The organism is Simiduia sp., assembly GCF_058345725.1.
This window is the reverse complement of sequence record NZ_JBTUOC010000043.1, coordinates 58,994-74,475: the sequence shown is the minus strand read 5'-3', so window position 1 is coordinate 74,475 and position 15,482 is coordinate 58,994. Positions and strand designations below refer to the sequence as shown.

17 protein-coding genes are annotated in these 15,482 nt (G+C 59.5%); 5 read left to right on the top strand and 12 right to left on the bottom strand.

Annotated features, from left to right (window positions below):
* Nucleotides 1-46: 46 nt before the first annotated feature.
* The 3 genes from ACW8F6_RS10700 to ACW8F6_RS10690 are packed head-to-tail and all read right to left on the bottom strand — an operon-like array spanning nt 47 to nt 2,947.
* A complete protein-coding gene (locus tag ACW8F6_RS10700) occupies nt 47-1,021 on the bottom strand; it encodes a hypothetical protein (protein WP_491575857.1) in 975 nt (324 codons plus the stop codon).
* Between the two features lie 22 nt (nt 1,022-1,043).
* Nucleotides 1,044-1,469 carry a DNA polymerase III subunit chi gene (locus ACW8F6_RS10695; RefSeq protein ID WP_491575856.1) on the bottom strand — a complete coding sequence of 142 codons (426 nt, stop codon included), beginning with the start codon at nt 1,467-1,469 and terminating at the stop codon, nt 1,044-1,046.
* A complete protein-coding gene (locus ACW8F6_RS10690; RefSeq protein ID WP_491575855.1) occupies nt 1,466-2,947 on the bottom strand; it encodes a leucyl aminopeptidase in 1,482 nt (493 codons plus the stop codon). The genes ACW8F6_RS10695 and ACW8F6_RS10690 overlap by 4 nt, the downstream gene beginning before the upstream one ends.
* 160 nt (nt 2,948-3,107) lie before the next feature.
* Here ACW8F6_RS10690 and lptF point away from each other — a divergent pair, with 160 nt between their 5' ends.
* Entirely contained in the window at nt 3,108-4,232 is a 1,125-nt protein-coding gene (gene lptF, locus ACW8F6_RS10685) for an LPS export ABC transporter permease LptF (protein ID WP_491575854.1), read from the top strand.
* On the top strand, nt 4,225-5,301 hold the full coding sequence (gene lptG, locus ACW8F6_RS10680) for an LPS export ABC transporter permease LptG (RefSeq protein WP_491575853.1): 1,077 nt from the start codon (nt 4,225-4,227) through the stop codon (nt 5,299-5,301). The genes lptF and lptG overlap by 8 nt, the downstream gene beginning before the upstream one ends.
* Before the next feature lie 67 nt (nt 5,302-5,368).
* On the opposite strand, the gene ACW8F6_RS10675 is transcribed toward lptG, so the two are convergent.
* The 4 genes from ACW8F6_RS10675 to purM are packed head-to-tail and all read right to left on the bottom strand — an operon-like array spanning nt 5,369 to nt 8,519.
* The gene (locus ACW8F6_RS10675) at nt 5,369-5,851 is read right to left on the bottom strand and encodes an FKBP-type peptidyl-prolyl cis-trans isomerase (protein ID WP_491575852.1); all 483 of its coding nucleotides are present in this window, start codon (nt 5,849-5,851) and stop codon (nt 5,369-5,371) included.
* Nucleotides 5,852-5,907: 56 nt separating this feature from the next.
* Nucleotides 5,908-6,801 carry a DUF3108 domain-containing protein gene (locus ACW8F6_RS10670; RefSeq protein WP_491575851.1) on the bottom strand — a complete coding sequence of 298 codons (894 nt, stop codon included), beginning with the start codon at nt 6,799-6,801 and terminating at the stop codon, nt 5,908-5,910.
* A 12-nt stretch (nt 6,802-6,813) separates the two neighbouring features.
* Nucleotides 6,814-7,470 (bottom strand): phosphoribosylglycinamide formyltransferase, encoded by a 657-nt coding sequence (gene purN / locus ACW8F6_RS10665; protein ID WP_491575850.1) that lies wholly within the window; start codon nt 7,468-7,470, stop codon nt 6,814-6,816.
* On the bottom strand, nt 7,470-8,519 hold the full coding sequence (gene purM / locus ACW8F6_RS10660; RefSeq protein ID WP_491575849.1) for a phosphoribosylformylglycinamidine cyclo-ligase: 1,050 nt from the start codon (nt 8,517-8,519) through the stop codon (nt 7,470-7,472). Before purM ends, purN begins: the two co-directional genes overlap by 1 nt.
* A 193-nt stretch (nt 8,520-8,712) precedes the next feature.
* On the opposite strand from purM, the gene ACW8F6_RS10655 reads away from it, so the two are divergent.
* From ACW8F6_RS10655 to ACW8F6_RS10645, 3 genes are read left to right on the top strand one after another with little or no spacing between them, the layout of a single operon-like run.
* Nucleotides 8,713-9,795 carry a DUF2066 domain-containing protein gene (locus ACW8F6_RS10655; protein WP_491575848.1) on the top strand — a complete coding sequence of 361 codons (1,083 nt, stop codon included), beginning with the start codon at nt 8,713-8,715 and terminating at the stop codon, nt 9,793-9,795.
* Nucleotides 9,795-10,529: a DnaA regulatory inactivator Hda gene (hda, locus tag ACW8F6_RS10650; RefSeq protein ID WP_491575847.1), complete on the top strand. Its 735-nt coding sequence runs from the start codon at nt 9,795-9,797 to the stop codon at nt 10,527-10,529. The genes ACW8F6_RS10655 and hda overlap by 1 nt, the downstream gene beginning before the upstream one ends.
* 55 nt (nt 10,530-10,584) lie before the next feature.
* Nucleotides 10,585-11,298, top strand: coding sequence for a 2OG-Fe(II) oxygenase (locus ACW8F6_RS10645; RefSeq protein ID WP_491575846.1), 714 nt, complete (start codon nt 10,585-10,587; stop codon nt 11,296-11,298).
* A gap of 11 nt (nt 11,299-11,309) precedes the next feature.
* Here ACW8F6_RS10645 and ACW8F6_RS10640 read toward each other — a convergent pair whose 3' ends face one another.
* From ACW8F6_RS10640 to ACW8F6_RS10620, 5 genes are all read right to left on the bottom strand, one after another.
* Complete coding sequence (locus ACW8F6_RS10640) at nt 11,310-11,765, bottom strand: Lrp/AsnC family transcriptional regulator (RefSeq protein WP_491575845.1); 456 nt, start codon at nt 11,763-11,765, stop codon at nt 11,310-11,312.
* Between the two features lie 189 nt (nt 11,766-11,954).
* Nucleotides 11,955-13,412 (bottom strand): bifunctional hydroxymethylpyrimidine kinase/phosphomethylpyrimidine kinase, encoded by a 1,458-nt coding sequence (locus ACW8F6_RS10635; RefSeq protein WP_491575844.1) that lies wholly within the window; start codon nt 13,410-13,412, stop codon nt 11,955-11,957.
* A gap of 5 nt (nt 13,413-13,417) precedes the next feature.
* Complete coding sequence (locus ACW8F6_RS10630; protein ID WP_491575843.1) at nt 13,418-14,206, bottom strand: thiazole synthase; 789 nt, start codon at nt 14,204-14,206, stop codon at nt 13,418-13,420.
* A 5-nt stretch (nt 14,207-14,211) separates the two neighbouring features.
* A complete protein-coding gene (gene thiS / locus ACW8F6_RS10625) occupies nt 14,212-14,415 on the bottom strand; it encodes a sulfur carrier protein ThiS (protein ID WP_491575842.1) in 204 nt (67 codons plus the stop codon).
* Nucleotides 14,396-15,481: an FAD-dependent oxidoreductase gene (locus tag ACW8F6_RS10620; RefSeq protein WP_491575841.1), complete on the bottom strand. Its 1,086-nt coding sequence runs from the start codon at nt 15,479-15,481 to the stop codon at nt 14,396-14,398. Before ACW8F6_RS10620 ends, thiS begins: the two co-directional genes overlap by 20 nt.
* Between the last annotated feature and the right edge of the window lies 1 nt (nt 15,482).

Sequence of the window (15,482 nt, the reverse complement as noted above, 5' to 3'; positions counted from 1 at the left end):
CTGGGGCTGGCAAAAGCGGCGATTATACCTGATGCACCGTGGACGGTCAGTGTTCTGTTGGGTCTTGTTGGGTCAGTTTTGCGAGCAGCTGCTCGCGCAGGCGCTGGGTCAGTTCGGGCAGGGCGTCTGCCACCAGTTCATCCACCAGGTCCAGAAGCTCCTCTTTGGCGATCGAGCTGGCTGCGCCCTCCACCAAGGCCTCGGGCTGCGCCTCCATGGGCGGTTCATCGTGATCGGTGATCGAAGGCTTGGCAGTGTCTGTTTGGGCGTAAGGGTTCAGATCCAAGTGCGCGGGCGGCGTATTGGGTTGCTTGAACTCCGCCTTCGGCAAGGGCTGATTACCGCGCAGCCGCTCGCGGATGTGCTGTGGCAAAAATGGGTTTTCACCAGAGGCTTTTTTGACTTGGGCAGGACGCAGGGCAGGGGCATCTGCCAGTGCAGCGGCATTTTTGGCGGGCTGGTCAAACAAGCTCTGCTGGCCCGGCAGAGGCGCCGGGGCCGCGGGGTCAGTGTGCTTTTCTATTCCTGAGCCGGCTCCCAGATCTGCGGCCGGCGCAAGATCGTCGGTATCTTCGGGCTCATGTGTACGCGGTTCAGCATCAGGCGACGCATGCGCACGCGTTTGGCCTGTTTGTTGAGCGTGCGGTGGCGCATCTGCGCGTGCAGTTGCTTGCTCTTGGTGCTGCGGCCGCTCAGCCGACTTGGGTGTTTTCTCATGGTGCGTGTCCTGTGGTATACCGGCGTCCAGATCGCCGGTGAGGGCGGCGTAGGCTGCGTTCAGCGCGTCCAGTGTCTCTGCGTCTGCCGCTAGGGCCTCGTCCTCGCCGTAGGCGCCGTCGTCGGGCGCGGATTCTGTCAGTGATTCGACCTCATCGGTTTCAATAAATTCATCCAGCAGCGGAATGTCTTCGTCGTCCTGGGCGGGGAAGGCGTCGCTGTCCTGTTCATTTAACAGGCTTTGTATGGATTGCAGTTCGCGCAGTAATTCGGCTTTGGTTTTTGGCTGATCCTGCTCGGCCATGTATGCGTCCAACCAATTGTCTTCAGATGGGTTTGAAGTCTAACGGATAGCCTCGGCTTTTGTAATAGGCCCAGTTGGCCCGGGTGCCGGCCAGAACGGCAGGTGTTTGCACGACCAGCTCAAACAAGCGCTCAAAGCTGGAAAAATAGGCGGGCACGGGGCTGCAAAAATTGATGAGCACCTGTTGGTGTGTGCTGCAGCGCTCGGTGTGGGTCAGGGTAACCGGCGCCTCGGTCTGGGTGTCGTCGGCGAGCAGTGTGTGGGGCACAAAACTCTCGGCGTCAAAGGTCCACAGCAGGTCGTCCAGCGCCTGTGCCTGAGCTGCATCCTGGCAGGCGATGTGCACCCTTTGGCCATTGCGCAGCGCTTTTTGTGCCACCCGACAGGCGAGGTGCAGGCGCGCCTCGTCGTCGGGAGCTTGGCTCGACAGGAAGTCGATTTTGGTCATTTGCCGGCCTGATCCATTAAAAATTGCGCCAACAGGGGCACGGGGCGGCCAGTGGCGCCTTTCGCGGCACCGGATTTCCAGGCGGTGCCGGCAATGTCCAGATGCGCCCAGTGGTAGTTTTTGGCGAAACGCGACAGGAAGCAAGCGGCAGTGATGCTGCCACCCGGGCGGCCGCCAATGTTGGCGATGTCGGCAAAGTTGGAATCTAGTTGGCTTTGGTACTCGTCCCAGAGGGGCATTTGCCAGGCCTTGTCGGCGGCGGCAGTACCGGCGGCTAATAACTGGTCTGCCAGTGCCTGTTGGTTGGCATAGACAGCGGTGGCGTGGTGGCCCAAGGCAATTACACAGGCACCGGTAAGGGTGGCGACGTCCACCACAGCTTTGGGTTTGAAGCGCTCGGCGTAGGTGAGGGCATCGCACAATATCAGGCGGCCTTCGGCGTCGGTGTTGAGCACTTCAATGGTTTGGCCAGACATTGACGTGACTACGTCGCCGGGCTTGGTGGCTCGGCCATTGGGCATATTTTCAGTGGCTGGCACAATGCACACCAGATTCAGCTTTAGCTCCAGGGTCAGAGCTGTGTGCAGGGCGCCAAAGACACTGGCGGCGCCGCACATGTCGTACTTCATCTCATCCATGCCTTCGCCCGGCTTCAAGCTGATGCCGCCGGTGTCAAAGGTCACGCCTTTACCTACCAAGACCACGGGTTTGCTGCCCGCTTTGCCGTTGCTGTATTCCATAACAATGAGCTTGGGCGGTTGATCCGAGCCAGCGGCCACCGACAGCAGTGAACCCATGCCGAGTTTTTTCATGTCGGCGGCTTCGAGGACAGTGGTCTTTAGGTTTTTGTGAGCTTTGGCCAGTGCTTTGGCCTGCTCTGCCAGATAGGTGGGCGTGCACACGTTGGCGGGCAGGTTGCCCAGCTCGCGCGTGACATTGCTGCCGCTGGCGATGGCGGCGCCGACAGTCAGGCCCTTATCCTTCGCGGTTTTGTCTTTTTTATCGGCTGCGTGCAGCTCCACTGCCGCCAGTGTGGGGGCGTCGGGTTTCTTACCTTTGGTGGTGTTGTACAAGTAACAAGCCCAGGTAACACACTCGGCTACCATGCGACCTTGATGGCTGGCGTCTGGGTTGTCGATGCCATCCAGCGCGATACTGGTTGATTTAATGTTCAGGCCCTTCAGTGTCTCGGCCAGTTTGGCGAGGGCTTTGCGCAGGGTGTCTGCATTCAATTCCTTGGCTTTGCCCAGTCCCAGCAGCAGCAGTCGCTCGGCGCCCATCCCGGTAACGCTGGGCAATAGCAGGGTTTGGCCACTTTTGCCGGTGATGTCTTTACGTTTGATCAGGCCGCTGACTAAACCGTCGCAGGCGTCGTCGACGGCCTTGGCGGCCGGCGTCAGTGCGCCCTCGAACAGGCCAACTACCAGACAGGGTGTTTTGTGGGTGAGCAGGTCAAACTGTTTAGCAGAAAATTTCATGGTGTAATTAGTGTCCTTAGCGTCAAGACAAGTATGCCGTAATTGGCGATAATGCCGCGAATCAAATTGTGAGCGGGGGGTCGTTGCCCGCTGCCGTGTCGTCTAGTCTAGTTTACCCAGACGGTGAACTAAACCACTGCCTCAGGATTGAACGCAGAACGTGATCATTTTTCGATATTTAGCCAAAGAAATACTCTTTACTCTGCTGGCCGTCAGCGGGGTACTGCTGTTGATTTTTATGAGTGGCACCTTTGTGCGCTACCTGGCCGAGGCGGCGTCGGGCGATTTATCGCCGCAGGCACTGTTGGTGATCATGGGCTACCGGCTGCCTGGCTTTCTGGAGTTGATTCTACCGCTCGGAACCTTCATTGGTGTTTTACTGGCCTATGGGCGCCTGTATGTGGAAAGTGAGATGGTGGTGCTCTCGGCCTGTGGCCTGAGCCAGCGTCGCCTGCTGTCCTACACATTACTGGCCGCGTTGCCGGTCATTTTGGCGGTGTCATTCCTGAGTTTGTACCTGAGCCCCAAGGGTGTGGCGGCGGTGGAAAATCTGATGGCCGAGCAGCGCGCCAGGGGCGAGTTTGAATTGATTATGCCCGAGCAATTTCAGCCACTTAACAACGGGCAGGCGACCTTCTACACGGAGCAGGTAAGCGAAAACAAAGAGGATTTGACGGGCGTGTTTATTGCCGATGTGTCGGCCAATAGCCTAGTAACCGGCGGCGAGTCGGCGGTGGTGCGCGCCAAATCGGCGCACCAATGGTTTGACGAGCAGTACCAGCGCCGCTATTTCGTGCTGGAGGACGGCAAGCGCTACGGTGGCATTGCCGGTCAACTGGACTTTCACGAAATCAGTTTTGACAGTTTTGGTCAGCTGATGCAAAGCAATCTGCGTCAAGCGCGGGTTCGCTACAAGGTGGAGGCCGAGCCTACGGCGGCGTTAATCGGCGCCACGGAACCCGTGCGCATTGCCGGCTTGCAGTGGCGATTGAGTCTGCCGGTGCTGGTGGTGGTTGTTTGCTTGCTGGCGGTGCCACTGTCGCGCACCAATCCGCGCCAAGGGCGCTACTTGGGCATGATTCCTGCAATTTTGCTGTACATCATTTATCTGGTGGCGCTCAATGCTGCGCGCGATCAGATCAAGCTGGGCAAGTTGGACCCGGTGCTGGGCCTGTGGGTGATCCACGGTGCCTTTTTAGCGCTGGCCGTGTTGTTGTTTAACTGGGGCAATTTACGGCGTTGGATTAAAAGCCGTGGCAGCAAAGGAGGGCTGGCCCATGCGTAAGCTCAACAACTACATCGCCCGCACGGTCATCAGCGCTATTTTTGTGGTTTTTTTGGTGATTCTGGCGCTGGATGTCATTGCCGCAGTGGTGGATGAAATCGATAACCTGAGCCGGGATTACGATTTCAGGGAGGCCATGATTTACGTGGGGCTGACCCTGCCCACGCGCATTTACAACAGCATTCCATTGGCGGCGCTCACCGGTTGTTTGATTGGTCTGGGGCAACTGGCGGGCACCAGTGAACTGGTGATCATGCGGGCGGCGGGCGTGAGTGTCACACGCATAGCCTGGGCCGTGATGAAGCCGGTGTTGGTGTTGATATTTTTAGCCGCGGCGCTGGGCGAATACGTGACGCCCTGGACCGACCAGATGGCCGAGAGCGGCAAAGCCATCGCCAAGGGAAATCGCCAGCAGCAAGAGGGGCAGTTGGGCTTGTGGTCGCGCGAGGGCGATGAGTTTTTACACTTTAATGTGGTTATGCCCAACGGCAAAATTTTGGGTGTGTCGCGCTATCAATACGATCAGGCGCACAACCTGCAGTCGGTCAGCTTTGCGCAGTCGGCCACCTATCAAGGCGGCTATTGGCTTGAGGAGTCGGGGGTTATCACCCACTTTCCAAGGGCGGACGACGGTCAGTCTGTGGTGCATCGCAGTGAGTTTTTGACGCGTCGCTGGGATACCAATTTATCGCCGGATTTGGTAAATGTGTTGGTCATGCCGCCGCGTACACTGGCCATTCAAACCCTTTACGCCTACGCCAGTTATTTAGAGCAACACGGCCAGAAAAGTGAGCCCTATTGGTTGGCGTTTTGGCAAAAAAGTTTACAACCGCTGGCCACCGTTGGTTTGGTGTTGATTGCGATCTCGTTCATTTTTGGGCCCTTGCGCGAGGTCACCATGGGCTACCGCGTGTTTACCGGTGTGATTGTTGCTATTGTGTTTCGCATGACGCAGGACTTGCTGGGGCCGTCGAGTTTAGTGTTTGGTTTCTCGCCGCTTATTGCCGTGTTGATTCCCATTGCCCTGTGCATTGCCATTGGCTTTTGGCTGCTTTCGCGCACTCGCTAGCGCCGCGCCCATAGCGGTTCAGACATAAAAAAGGCCAGCATTTGCTGGCCTTTTTTAGTTGCAGCGATCAGTGACCGCAGCCACCTTCAGCGTGTACGTGGCCGTGGGCCAGCTCGTCTTCCGACGCTTCGCGAACGCTTACTACTTCGACGTCGAAGTGCAGACGCTGGCCGGCCAATTGGTGGTTGCCGTCGATAGTGACTGTCTCTTCGTCCACTTCGATAACTTCAACAACTTGCATGCCCGCAGGCGTTTGGGCCTGAAAGGCCATGCCCACTTCGATGGTATCTACGCCTTGAAACATGGTGCGCGGCAATTCCTGCACCATCTCTGCGTTGTATTCGCCGTAACCGTCGGCGGCTTCTACAACAACCTGTACCTTGTCGCCGGCCGCTTTGCCAGCCAGTGCATTTTCCAGCCCGGGAATGATGTTGCCCAGCCCCTGAATGTAATCGAGAGGCGCTTGGCCTTCGGAGGAGTCAAGCACTTCGCCGTCATCGTTTTTAAGGGTGTAGTGGATACTGGCAACTGATTTGTCGGCAATGTTCATTGGGATTCCTGTTTAGCAGGTGAATGGTGGGGCTGCTTGTGGCAGCGCCCTTGGAGTTAGCGACCGGTGATTTTGGTACCGTCAATCCAGCCTTCCTGGATATCCACAGAAGCACTGTCGCCATTGGGTTCTTTTTGAGAGATGCGCACCAGCACATAATCCCAATCTTTTGCAAAGTAGGTGTAGGTCTCGCGCTTTTTGTTTTTGCGCAATGTTTTCACCACCACTGTGTCTAATTTACCGACCGGTGTGTCGATGGTTTCCTCGCGGTCTATGGCAAAGCGAAAGGTTTTCAGTTTGCCGCCATCGGCAACCTTATAGACCAGCTTGTCGCGGCCATTGATTAAGTCGGCGCGAATTTGCATGGTGGCGTTAAGCTTGTCTAAGGTTCCGTCTGGAATACTCATGCTCCAGTCTTCTTCCTTGTTCAGTTTATTGACCACTCGGTGGGTGTCCCAGTTAAAGGCCACCACCACGTGGCGGTCCGGTGCCAAACCCGTGCGGTGGTATTCGTAGTGATGGGTGATGGCGTGACCCTTGTCATTCCATTCAAACTGACTGCGTTCTTTGAGGCCGGCTACCCAAGAGTCGATATCAAAGCGCAAAAACCAGCGGCCGTCTTCCTGCTGTTTTAATTCGCGGGTGGCCGTGAGTTTTATCCCGTACAGGCGAGTTTTGTAGATGGCTTTAAAGGGTTTGGGCAGTGCCGAGGGGGCAGTTGCCTCGGTGTCGGCGGCGGGAGTGTCGTTTGTATCGACTTGACTGTCTAACTCGGACTCTATTTCTGACTCGGCAGGGTTTTCGTCTTCTGGTTCGGTGTTTGCGGCAGCTGCGTTAGCGGCAGTTTGCACTGTTTGTTGGGCTGTTTCCTCGGCGGTGAGGCCGCCGGCCGTGGAAATCTGAACAGACAGACCAAAAGTAACGAGCCAAAATGTTAAAACCAAACGCATAACTGAGTCCTGTCAGTGCCGGCTGTCGATCTGAAAGCCCTCTGCTCCCAGCGGTTTGTCGTCCAGTAGCGCGGCGCCGTCCCGGTAGCGCAGTCGCCCCTGGGCAAACCAATTGACTGCCATGGGGTAAATAATATGTTCCTGTGACTGCACGCGTTTGGCCAGAGTGTCTGCGGTATCCGTGGGTAATACGGGTACTCGCGCCTGAATTGCCGCCGGGCCGCCATCCAGTTCGGCGGTGACGAAATGCACCGTGACACCGTGGACCTGATCACCGGCATCCAGTGCGCGCTGATGGGTGTGCAGTCCTTGGTACTTGGGCAGCAGCGACGGATGAATGTTCAACATTTTTCCGAGGTAGTGCGCGGTAAATGCCGGCGTGAGGATGCGCATAAAGCCGGCGAGCACCACCAAATCTGGCCGATAGCCATCGATGACTTGCATGAGAGCCGCGTCGAAGGACTCTCGGCTGTCAAAGCGGGTGTGATCGACCAACTGTGTTTCGATACCGGCGTCGCGTGCGCGCGTCAAGCCCATGACTGCCGGTCGATTGCTGATCACAGCGACAATTTCTGCACCCAATTCCGCGCGGGTTTGGGCATCGATTAACGCTTGCAGGTTGGTGCCGCTGCCAGACAGCAACACTACGACGCGAGGAGTGTGTGTCATTAGAGGCCTTTGAGTTCCACCTGCGCCTCATCGGCACCGGCTGGCGCGATTTCACCAATGATGAAAGGAGCTTCGCCGGCATTGCGCAGCAGCGTGAGGGCCTCGTCTTTGCACTCGGCTGGAATGGCGATCACCATGCCCACGCCGCAGTTGAAAGTGCGGAACATTTCGCGTGCTTCGACATTGCCTTTGGCCTGCAACCATTTGAATATGGGCGGCAATTCCCAGCTGTCCAGGTCGATGACGGCTTTCGTGGCGGCGGGCAATACGCGCGGGATATTTTCGGTGATGCCGCCCCCGGTGATGTGCGCCATGGCATGGACTTGCGAGCCTTTGATCAGGCTCAGCAGCGCTTTTACGTAAATGCGCGTGGGCGCCATCAGCTGCTCGCCAATGGGGCTGCCCTCAAGCGTTTCGTTCAGATCCGCCTGGCTTACTTCGATAATTTTGCGAATCAGCGAATAGCCGTTGGAGTGGGGGCCAGAGGAGGGCAGTGCCAGCAGTAGATTGCCCGCCTGGACTTTGGAGCCGTCGATAATGTCGGCCTTTTCAACCACGCCCACGCAGAAACCGGCCAGGTCGTAATCTTCGCCTTCGTACATGCCGGGCATTTCCGCGGTTTCACCGCCCACCAGTGAACAGCCTGCCAAGTCACAACCCTCGCCGATACCGATAACCACTTTTTCAGCGATATCCACATTCAGCTTGCCGGTGGCGTAGTAATCCAGGAAAAACAGCGGCTCGGCACCGGCCACCACCAGATCGTTTACGCACATCGCCACCAGGTCAACGCCAATGGTGTCGTGGTTGCCCAGATCCATTGCCAGGCGCAACTTAGTGCCCACGCCGTCGGTGCCGCTCACCAATACTGGCTGCTTGTAACCGGCGGGAATTTCGCACAGGGCGCCAAAGCCGCCCAGGCCCGCCATGACCTCGGGGCGACGAGTGCGCTGGGCCACGTGTTTAATGCGCTCTACCAGGGCATCGCCTGCATCGATATCGACACCGGCGTCTTTGTAACTGAGGGATTGGGGCTTGTCGCTGCTCATGGGGGAGTTCCGCAAATCGGGGGTTGGAAAAAAAGGCGTGCATTCTAGCAGTTGTCAGCTCTGGCCGGAAGGCGGATTGCACGGCAGGCACCTGTGATCGGTGTCGCTGCCCCACAATTTGGCTGTTGAAGGCGCTGTTCTGCCACTGGGAGGCTGCTACAATGGCGCGCTTTTACATCCCTTGGAGACAGGCATGAGATCAATGTGGACGGCTGCGCGACTGCTGGGATTGTGGATCTGTTTGGCCACGCCAGCCTGGGCGGAGCCATTGGTCGATTTGTACAAGGTGAGCACATTGGTGGCGAGCCAAAGCAGTGGCGAGCGCGAAAAGGCCGCCTCTGCGGCCATGGCCAGGTTACTGGTGCGGGTAACAGGCGACCCGCAGATCGCCGCCAATGAAGAGCTTCAGCCCTATCTTGCGCGCGCGCAAAACTACGTTTTGCAGTTTGGCTACAGCCGCACAGAGGAGCAGCTGACCCGCGAAGATGGCACCCAAGTGCCCGCGACACAGCTGGATTTCAGTTTTTCTGAGGTGGCCGTTGACAAGCTGTTGCGCAAATTGAAATTGCCTATCTGGCCAGACAACCGACCCGGTTTACTGGTGTGGTTGGTGGAAGACCAGTGGCCCGAAGGGCGCCAGCTGCTGCGCGATAAAGCAGTGCAGTCGCAGCTGCGAGCGCAGGCGCTGACCCGCGGGCTGCCGCTGACCTTTCCCATTTGGGATTTGCAGGATCAGATGGCAGTGGATCTGGACCAGCTCTGGCAGTTTGACCAGCAGGCCCTGCAAGCGGCTTCTGCTCGCTACCAGCCCGATGTTATTGTGGTAGGCCGATTTAGCCGCACCAGCAGTGGCGAGCTGCGCGGCGTTTGGCAGTGGCTCGACGCCGGCCAAACCGACCTGCTGGATGCCCAAGGACAGACCTTAAAGGAGTTTGCCGCCCCTATGGTGGACGATATTGCCAATACGCTGGCGGCGCGCTATGCCATTAAGCCCAGCCAGGACGACGCAACCCGCTTGGTGGTGCAAGTACTGGGCGTGGCGGAGTTCGATCGCTATCGCCGGGTGCTCAGTTATCTAGAAGGCCACGAAGCCTTGCGCGACGTGCAGCTCATCCAGGTAGACGGCGAAAACTTGTGGCTAAACATCTACCCAGAGGCCGATTTGGACCACCTGCAGCGCGCGTTTCAGCTGGATCGTAAATTGACGCCCGTGCCCACCCTGGTGCCCGCCGATGGCTCGCCTGAAAATCCTCTGATGTTTCATTGGGCGGGCTAGTGACACAGGCACAGATGGCAGCCCCGCAGCAATTGCCGCTGGGAATCGGGCTCAATGACGATGCCCGGTTTGATAACTTCTATGTTGCAGCGGCGTCTCCGAACCAGCTGGCCCGGGGTGCCGTGCGCGACCTGTTAACGCCCGATGGCGAGCGCTTTGTGGCCCTGTGGGGCGGTCCTGGGCGCAGCCATTTGGCGCAGGCGCTGTGTGTTGAAGCCTCCGATCAGGGCTGGCAAGTACAGTATTTGCCCTTGCGCTCGGTGCGCGATTACGCCTTTGAAGCGGACGCCGTGCACAGCCTGCTGGCCGGCTTGGAGGCCATGGATTTGGTGTGCCTGGACGACGTGGATGCCATCGCCGGGCTGGCCGCCTGGGAGTTGGGCTTGTTTCATTTGTTTAATCGATTACGCGATGCGGGGGTGCCATTATTGGTGACCAGCGAGGTGAATCCCGCCTACATGCGCATCGGGCTGCCCGATTTGAAATCGCGCTTGCAGTGGGGCTTGAGTTGCCAATTGCACGCGCTGACCGACAGTGAAAAGGCCGAGGCGCTGCGGCGCCGGGCCGAGGTGCGGGGCCTCCAGCTGCCGGACGAGGTGGCCAGTTACATTATTCAGCGGGTACCGCGGGATATGAATGCCCTGTTTGGTTTGTTGGAGCGCTTGGATCGCGCCAGTCTGCAGGAAAAGCGCAAGCTCACCATTCCCTTTGTCAAACAGGTGATTGGTAACTGACAGCGGGTCTTTTTGCCTGTTTCCATTTCTATTCAGACAATAATAACGAGCGGCTATGACTGACTTTATCCAAACCTACCCCGGCCTGCTAAGCGCCGGTGACTGCCAGCATTTAATTCAAAAGTTTGAAGCTTCCGGTTTAGCGACGCCGGGTCAAACCGGTCAGGGCGTGGATACCCAAAAGAAAGACAGCCTGGATTTGGTGCTCAATCAGGTGCCCGGCTGGGAGCGCGAATTGACGGGGCTTGCCAATGCCACCACACAGGGCCTGCTGCGCTATATCCGCCAGTTTCCCAGTTTGATTTGCGGGGCAATTTCGCCTACCTTGCCGCACCCAAATACGGGCGAGCCCACGCTGTTGACCGTCGACAGCATGGCTGAGTTTGACGACGCATCGCTGGTGCAGGTGATTCGCGCCGTATTTCGGCTCGGCAATATCAATTTGCAAAAGTACCGGGCGGGGCGCGGCGGATACCACCATTGGCACTCGGAGGTCTACCCGCACCCGGCCGATCCGGCACAAGATAGTCTGCATCGGGTGCTGGTGTTTATGTATTACTTAAACGACGTGCGCGAGGGGGGCGAAACGGAGTTTTTATACCAGCAGCGCAAGCTGGCGCCGACCGCGGGTAGCCTGGTGCTTTTCCCCACCGACTTTACCCATACCCACCGAGGCTGTGTGCCGCTTTCGGAGGACAAATACATTCTGACCAGTTGGGTGTTGTTTCAGCCTGCCGCCAGGTTGTATGGGCGCGCGCCCGGGCAGTAGGCGCGTGTACATTACAGCGGCAGCGAGGTGGTGTATTTCACCTGCTTGAGGGCAAAGGTAGAGTTAACCGAGGCCACATTGGGCAGGTGCACAATGGTTTTTTTCAGTAGTTGCTCGTAGTGCTCCACGCTGTCGACCACCACCCGCAATACGTAATCTTTTTCGCCGCTGGTGGAATAGCACTCCACAATTTCCGGCACATCTTGCACGCCCTGTTCAAAAGCGTTTAGCGAGTCTTCATCGTGGCTTTTAATGGTGATGTAGGCGTACACCGTGACGCCCAGCCCCAGCTGCTTGGGATCTAGCAACGTGACCTTCTGCTTGATGATGCCATCGGCCTCCAGCTTTTTGATGCGCCGCCAGCAGGGCGTGTGTGACAGACCGACCTTGTCGCCCAGCTCTGCCATGGAGTAGTCGGCATTTTCTTGCAGGGTTCGCAGTATCTTACGGTCAAACTCGTCGAGCATGGTGGCTGTCCTAATCTGGGGTTATTTCTGTGATGGCTGTCCTAACATCAGATGGTAGCACGCCCCCAACAGCGGGAAAATGGCTAAAACCCTTAAAGGCGCGATTGAACTGGGCAGTTTGTGCCGATGCAGCGGTTGCAGCGACGCCACCACGAGACGGTGCCGTGGTGTGGTTGCAGTGAAGTGGGTTTAACCGAGGGGGGTGAGCTGGGCCGTCAAGTTGCGCACGGCGGCCTCTGGGTCTCGGGCGCCGGTCACGGCGCTGATGACCGCCGCGTGGCGTACGCCCATTGCCACCAACTGGGGCAGGGTGTGGGCATTAATGCCGCCGATGACCACCACGGGCAAGTGGGGTTGCAAGGTGTCGAGCCAGCGTTGGAGTTCGGTGGCAGGGATCACCGGCACGGCTTTGGATTGGCTGTTAAAGGCTGCTCCCAGCGCAATGTAACTGGGCGCGTAAGCCAGCGCCCGGCACCACTCGGCTTCGCTGTGGGCGCTGATCCCCAGGCGCACGCCGGCCCGCGCCAACGCGTCCAAATCGGCGCCCTGCAGATCTTCCTGGCCCAGGTGCACACCCCAGGCCCCGAGCGCCAGGGCGCGCTGCCAGTAGTCGTTGATGTACACCTGTGCTTGATAGGCGCGCCCCAGTGCGATGGCGTCGGCAATGGCGCGATTCAAGGCTGCGCCCTGTAGATTTTTGATCCGCAATTGCGCCGTTTTTACGCCGGCTTTTAACACCCGGGCGAGCCAGTCTACGGAATCCACAATGACGTAAAGCCCAATCGCTGACGCCGGTGGGAAGGGCACTGTTAGTGCTGGCTCGCGGTCGTAGAGCCGTGGGAAGTCGCCCACATTGGTGGGCCAGCCACCTTGGCCCAGCGGTCCAGCGCTTTCAACTGGGTAGCCCGCCGGTGCGTAGCCAAGGCGCAAAGCCTGGTGCACGTAGGCGCTGGCCAATACCACGGCATCGGCCAGCGGTTTGCCGTGGGCCAGAAACGCCGCCAGTGCTGTGCTGAGCACACAGCCTGTACCGCGCGTGTGCCGGGTTTGCAGGCGCGGCCGGCGCATCCAAAAGCGTTGGGTGGGGCTGCAGAAGTAGTCGTCCACCCACTGCTGGCTGTCGCTGTGCCCGCCCTTGATCCACACTGCCCGCGCACCCAGGGCGAGGCAGTCCTGGGCAGCGCGGGTGATGTCCGCCTGTGTGTGCAAATCGCGCCCCAATAGGCTGGCTAATTCCAGCAGGTTGGGGGTCAGGATGCTGCCGGGCAGCAGCCATGCGGACCCGAGCGGTGCGCCGGCCTGGCTGGCGCTGGCGACGGGGTCTTGCACCCAGTGCAGCTGCGGGTGGCGCGCCTGAAGTGAGCGCAACTGAGTGTGTTGGTCTGCGTTCAGGCACAGGCCCACCTTAACGACACTCGGCAGTGCGTCCTCGGCCACGCACTGCCATTGGCTGTGAATAGCCGGCTGCTGCAGGGGCTCAGCCGCCCGGCAGGCGCGGCCATTTTGCAGGGTGATACTGGTGGTTACGGCAGTGCCGTGGCAACCCAGGTCTGACAAGGTGCGCAAATCCGCCAGCAGCCCGGCGTGGCCGCTGGGGTCGATGCCGGCGATGGCGCACACCACCGGCCGGGTGGCGCTGTGTGCCATTGGGCTCACTGCGGCAGTGCCAGAAACGGCTGGCCCAGGGTGGGCGTGGACGGGCTGGCTGTTTGGCTGGGCGCCATTAGGCCCGCCTGGTAAGCGGTGCGCCCGGCCGTCACGGCCGAGCTGAAGGCCTGCGCCATCTGCACTGGATCGCAGGCCCGCGCGACGGCCGTATTGAGCAGCACTGCGTCAAAACCCATTTCCATGGCCTGCGCGGCCTGCGAGGGTGCACCCAGCCCGGCGTCAATAATGAGCGGCGTGTCCGGCAGACGGTCGCGCAGGGTGCGCAGGTTGTAGGGGTTCATCAGGCCCAAGCCGGTGCCGATGGGCGCGCCCCAGGGCATGAGTGCTTGGCAACCCACATCCAGTAGCTTGCGCGCCAACACCAAGTCGTCGGTGGTGTAGGGCAGCACCTTAAAACCGCGCTCAATCAGGACGCGCGCCGCGTCGACAAGACCGAAGGGGCAGGGTTGCAGGTTGTAATCATCGCCGATGACTTCCAGTTTGATCCAGGGTGTGTCGAACAGCTCGCGCGACATTTCCGCCAGGTTGATGGCTTCTCGGGCGCTGGTGCAGCCGGCGGTGTTGGGCAGCAGTTTGCAGCCGCTGTCGCGCAGCAATTGCCAGAAACTGTCGCCTTGGGCCTGGGCCGGGTTTTGGCGCCGAAGGCTTAAGGTCACCCACTCGGTGCCGGCTGCTCGAAGGCTGTCGAGCAAAATTTGTGGCGAAGGGTAGAGTGCGCTGCCTAGCAGCAGGCGCGCGTGAAACTGTTCGTCGTACAGGTGGAAAGTGTCCATGGTTGTTAGCCTCCGCTCACGGGCACAACCACGTCTATTTGGTCGCCGTTTTGTAGGGTATAGCTGGGATACTGGTGGCGCGGCACAAATTGGCCATTGACGGCCACCGCGTATTGGCTGGGCAGTGCCGGCCAGTGGGCCAGTACTTCGGCCAGCGGGCTGTTGGCGCGGGCCTCAATGGGCTCGTTGTTAATCTGCAGTGACAGCATGGTGACTGATCTCCTCTTGCGCGGGGGTCAGAGACGCCCGATGTATATCTAGCTGGTAGAGCATCGCCTCAATGAGCGCAGGCGCCAGCAGGTAACCGTGCCGATAAAGCCCGTTCAGGCGCACCAGGCCGGGGGTGATTTCCAGGCGTGGGCGGTGGTCGGCAAAGGCGGGGCGCAGATTCACGCGGCTGGCCAGAATACGGGCCTCGGCAAAGGCGGGATTGAGGGCGTAGAGGGCACTGGTGAGTTCCCACTGCGAGCGCAGGCTAATGGCCGAGCGATCTTCCGATTCGATTTCCGTGGCCCCGAGCACGTAGCGGTGCTCGGGTTTGGGCACCAGGTAGAGCTTGTAGCGCGGGTGCAAGCAGCGTACCGGCCGGGTGATAGTGACCTCGGGGCAGGCAATTTCCAGCAGCTCGCCCCGCTGGCCCCGCAGTCCGCTCATGCTGGCTTTGGCGCCTACGCCCCGGCAGTCCAGGGCCCAGTCTACGCGGTTGTCGCCAATGCGGTTGGGGGTGACGTCAACCGTGCAGTTGGCGTAGGTTTGCACGCCCAGGTGTTTGAGTTCGATGAGCAGTTGTGCCATTAGTGCCCGGTTGTCCAGGTGGGCCTCGCCGGGCAGTAGCAGCGCCTGTTCGAAGCCCGCGAGTTCCGGTTCCAGGGCGCTCAGTTTTGCGGCGTCGAGCCGACTGGGCGAATCTGGCGCGTCCTGCAGTTGCCGCAGTTGAAAGCTCAGGCGGCGCTCGAAATCTGTGAGCAGAGTGCGGTCCTGGGGGTGCGCAACCACCAGCGAGCCGGCCTGTGCGTAGGCCACCGGTTGGCTGAGTGAGGCCAACCAGGCCGGCCAGAGCGCGAGGCTCTGTCGACCCAATTGGTAGATTAGGGGCTCGCTGTCGGCCAACTCGGCCAGGGGCGAAATCATGCCCGCGGCAGTGACCGCGGCAGCGGCGCTGTGATGCAGATCGCCGGCTTCAAAGAGCTGAACCCGGTGCCCCGCCAGGGCCAGGCGCCAAGCGCACAGGCGACCCAGCAGGCCGGCACCGGCAATCCCGATGCGTAGGCTCACC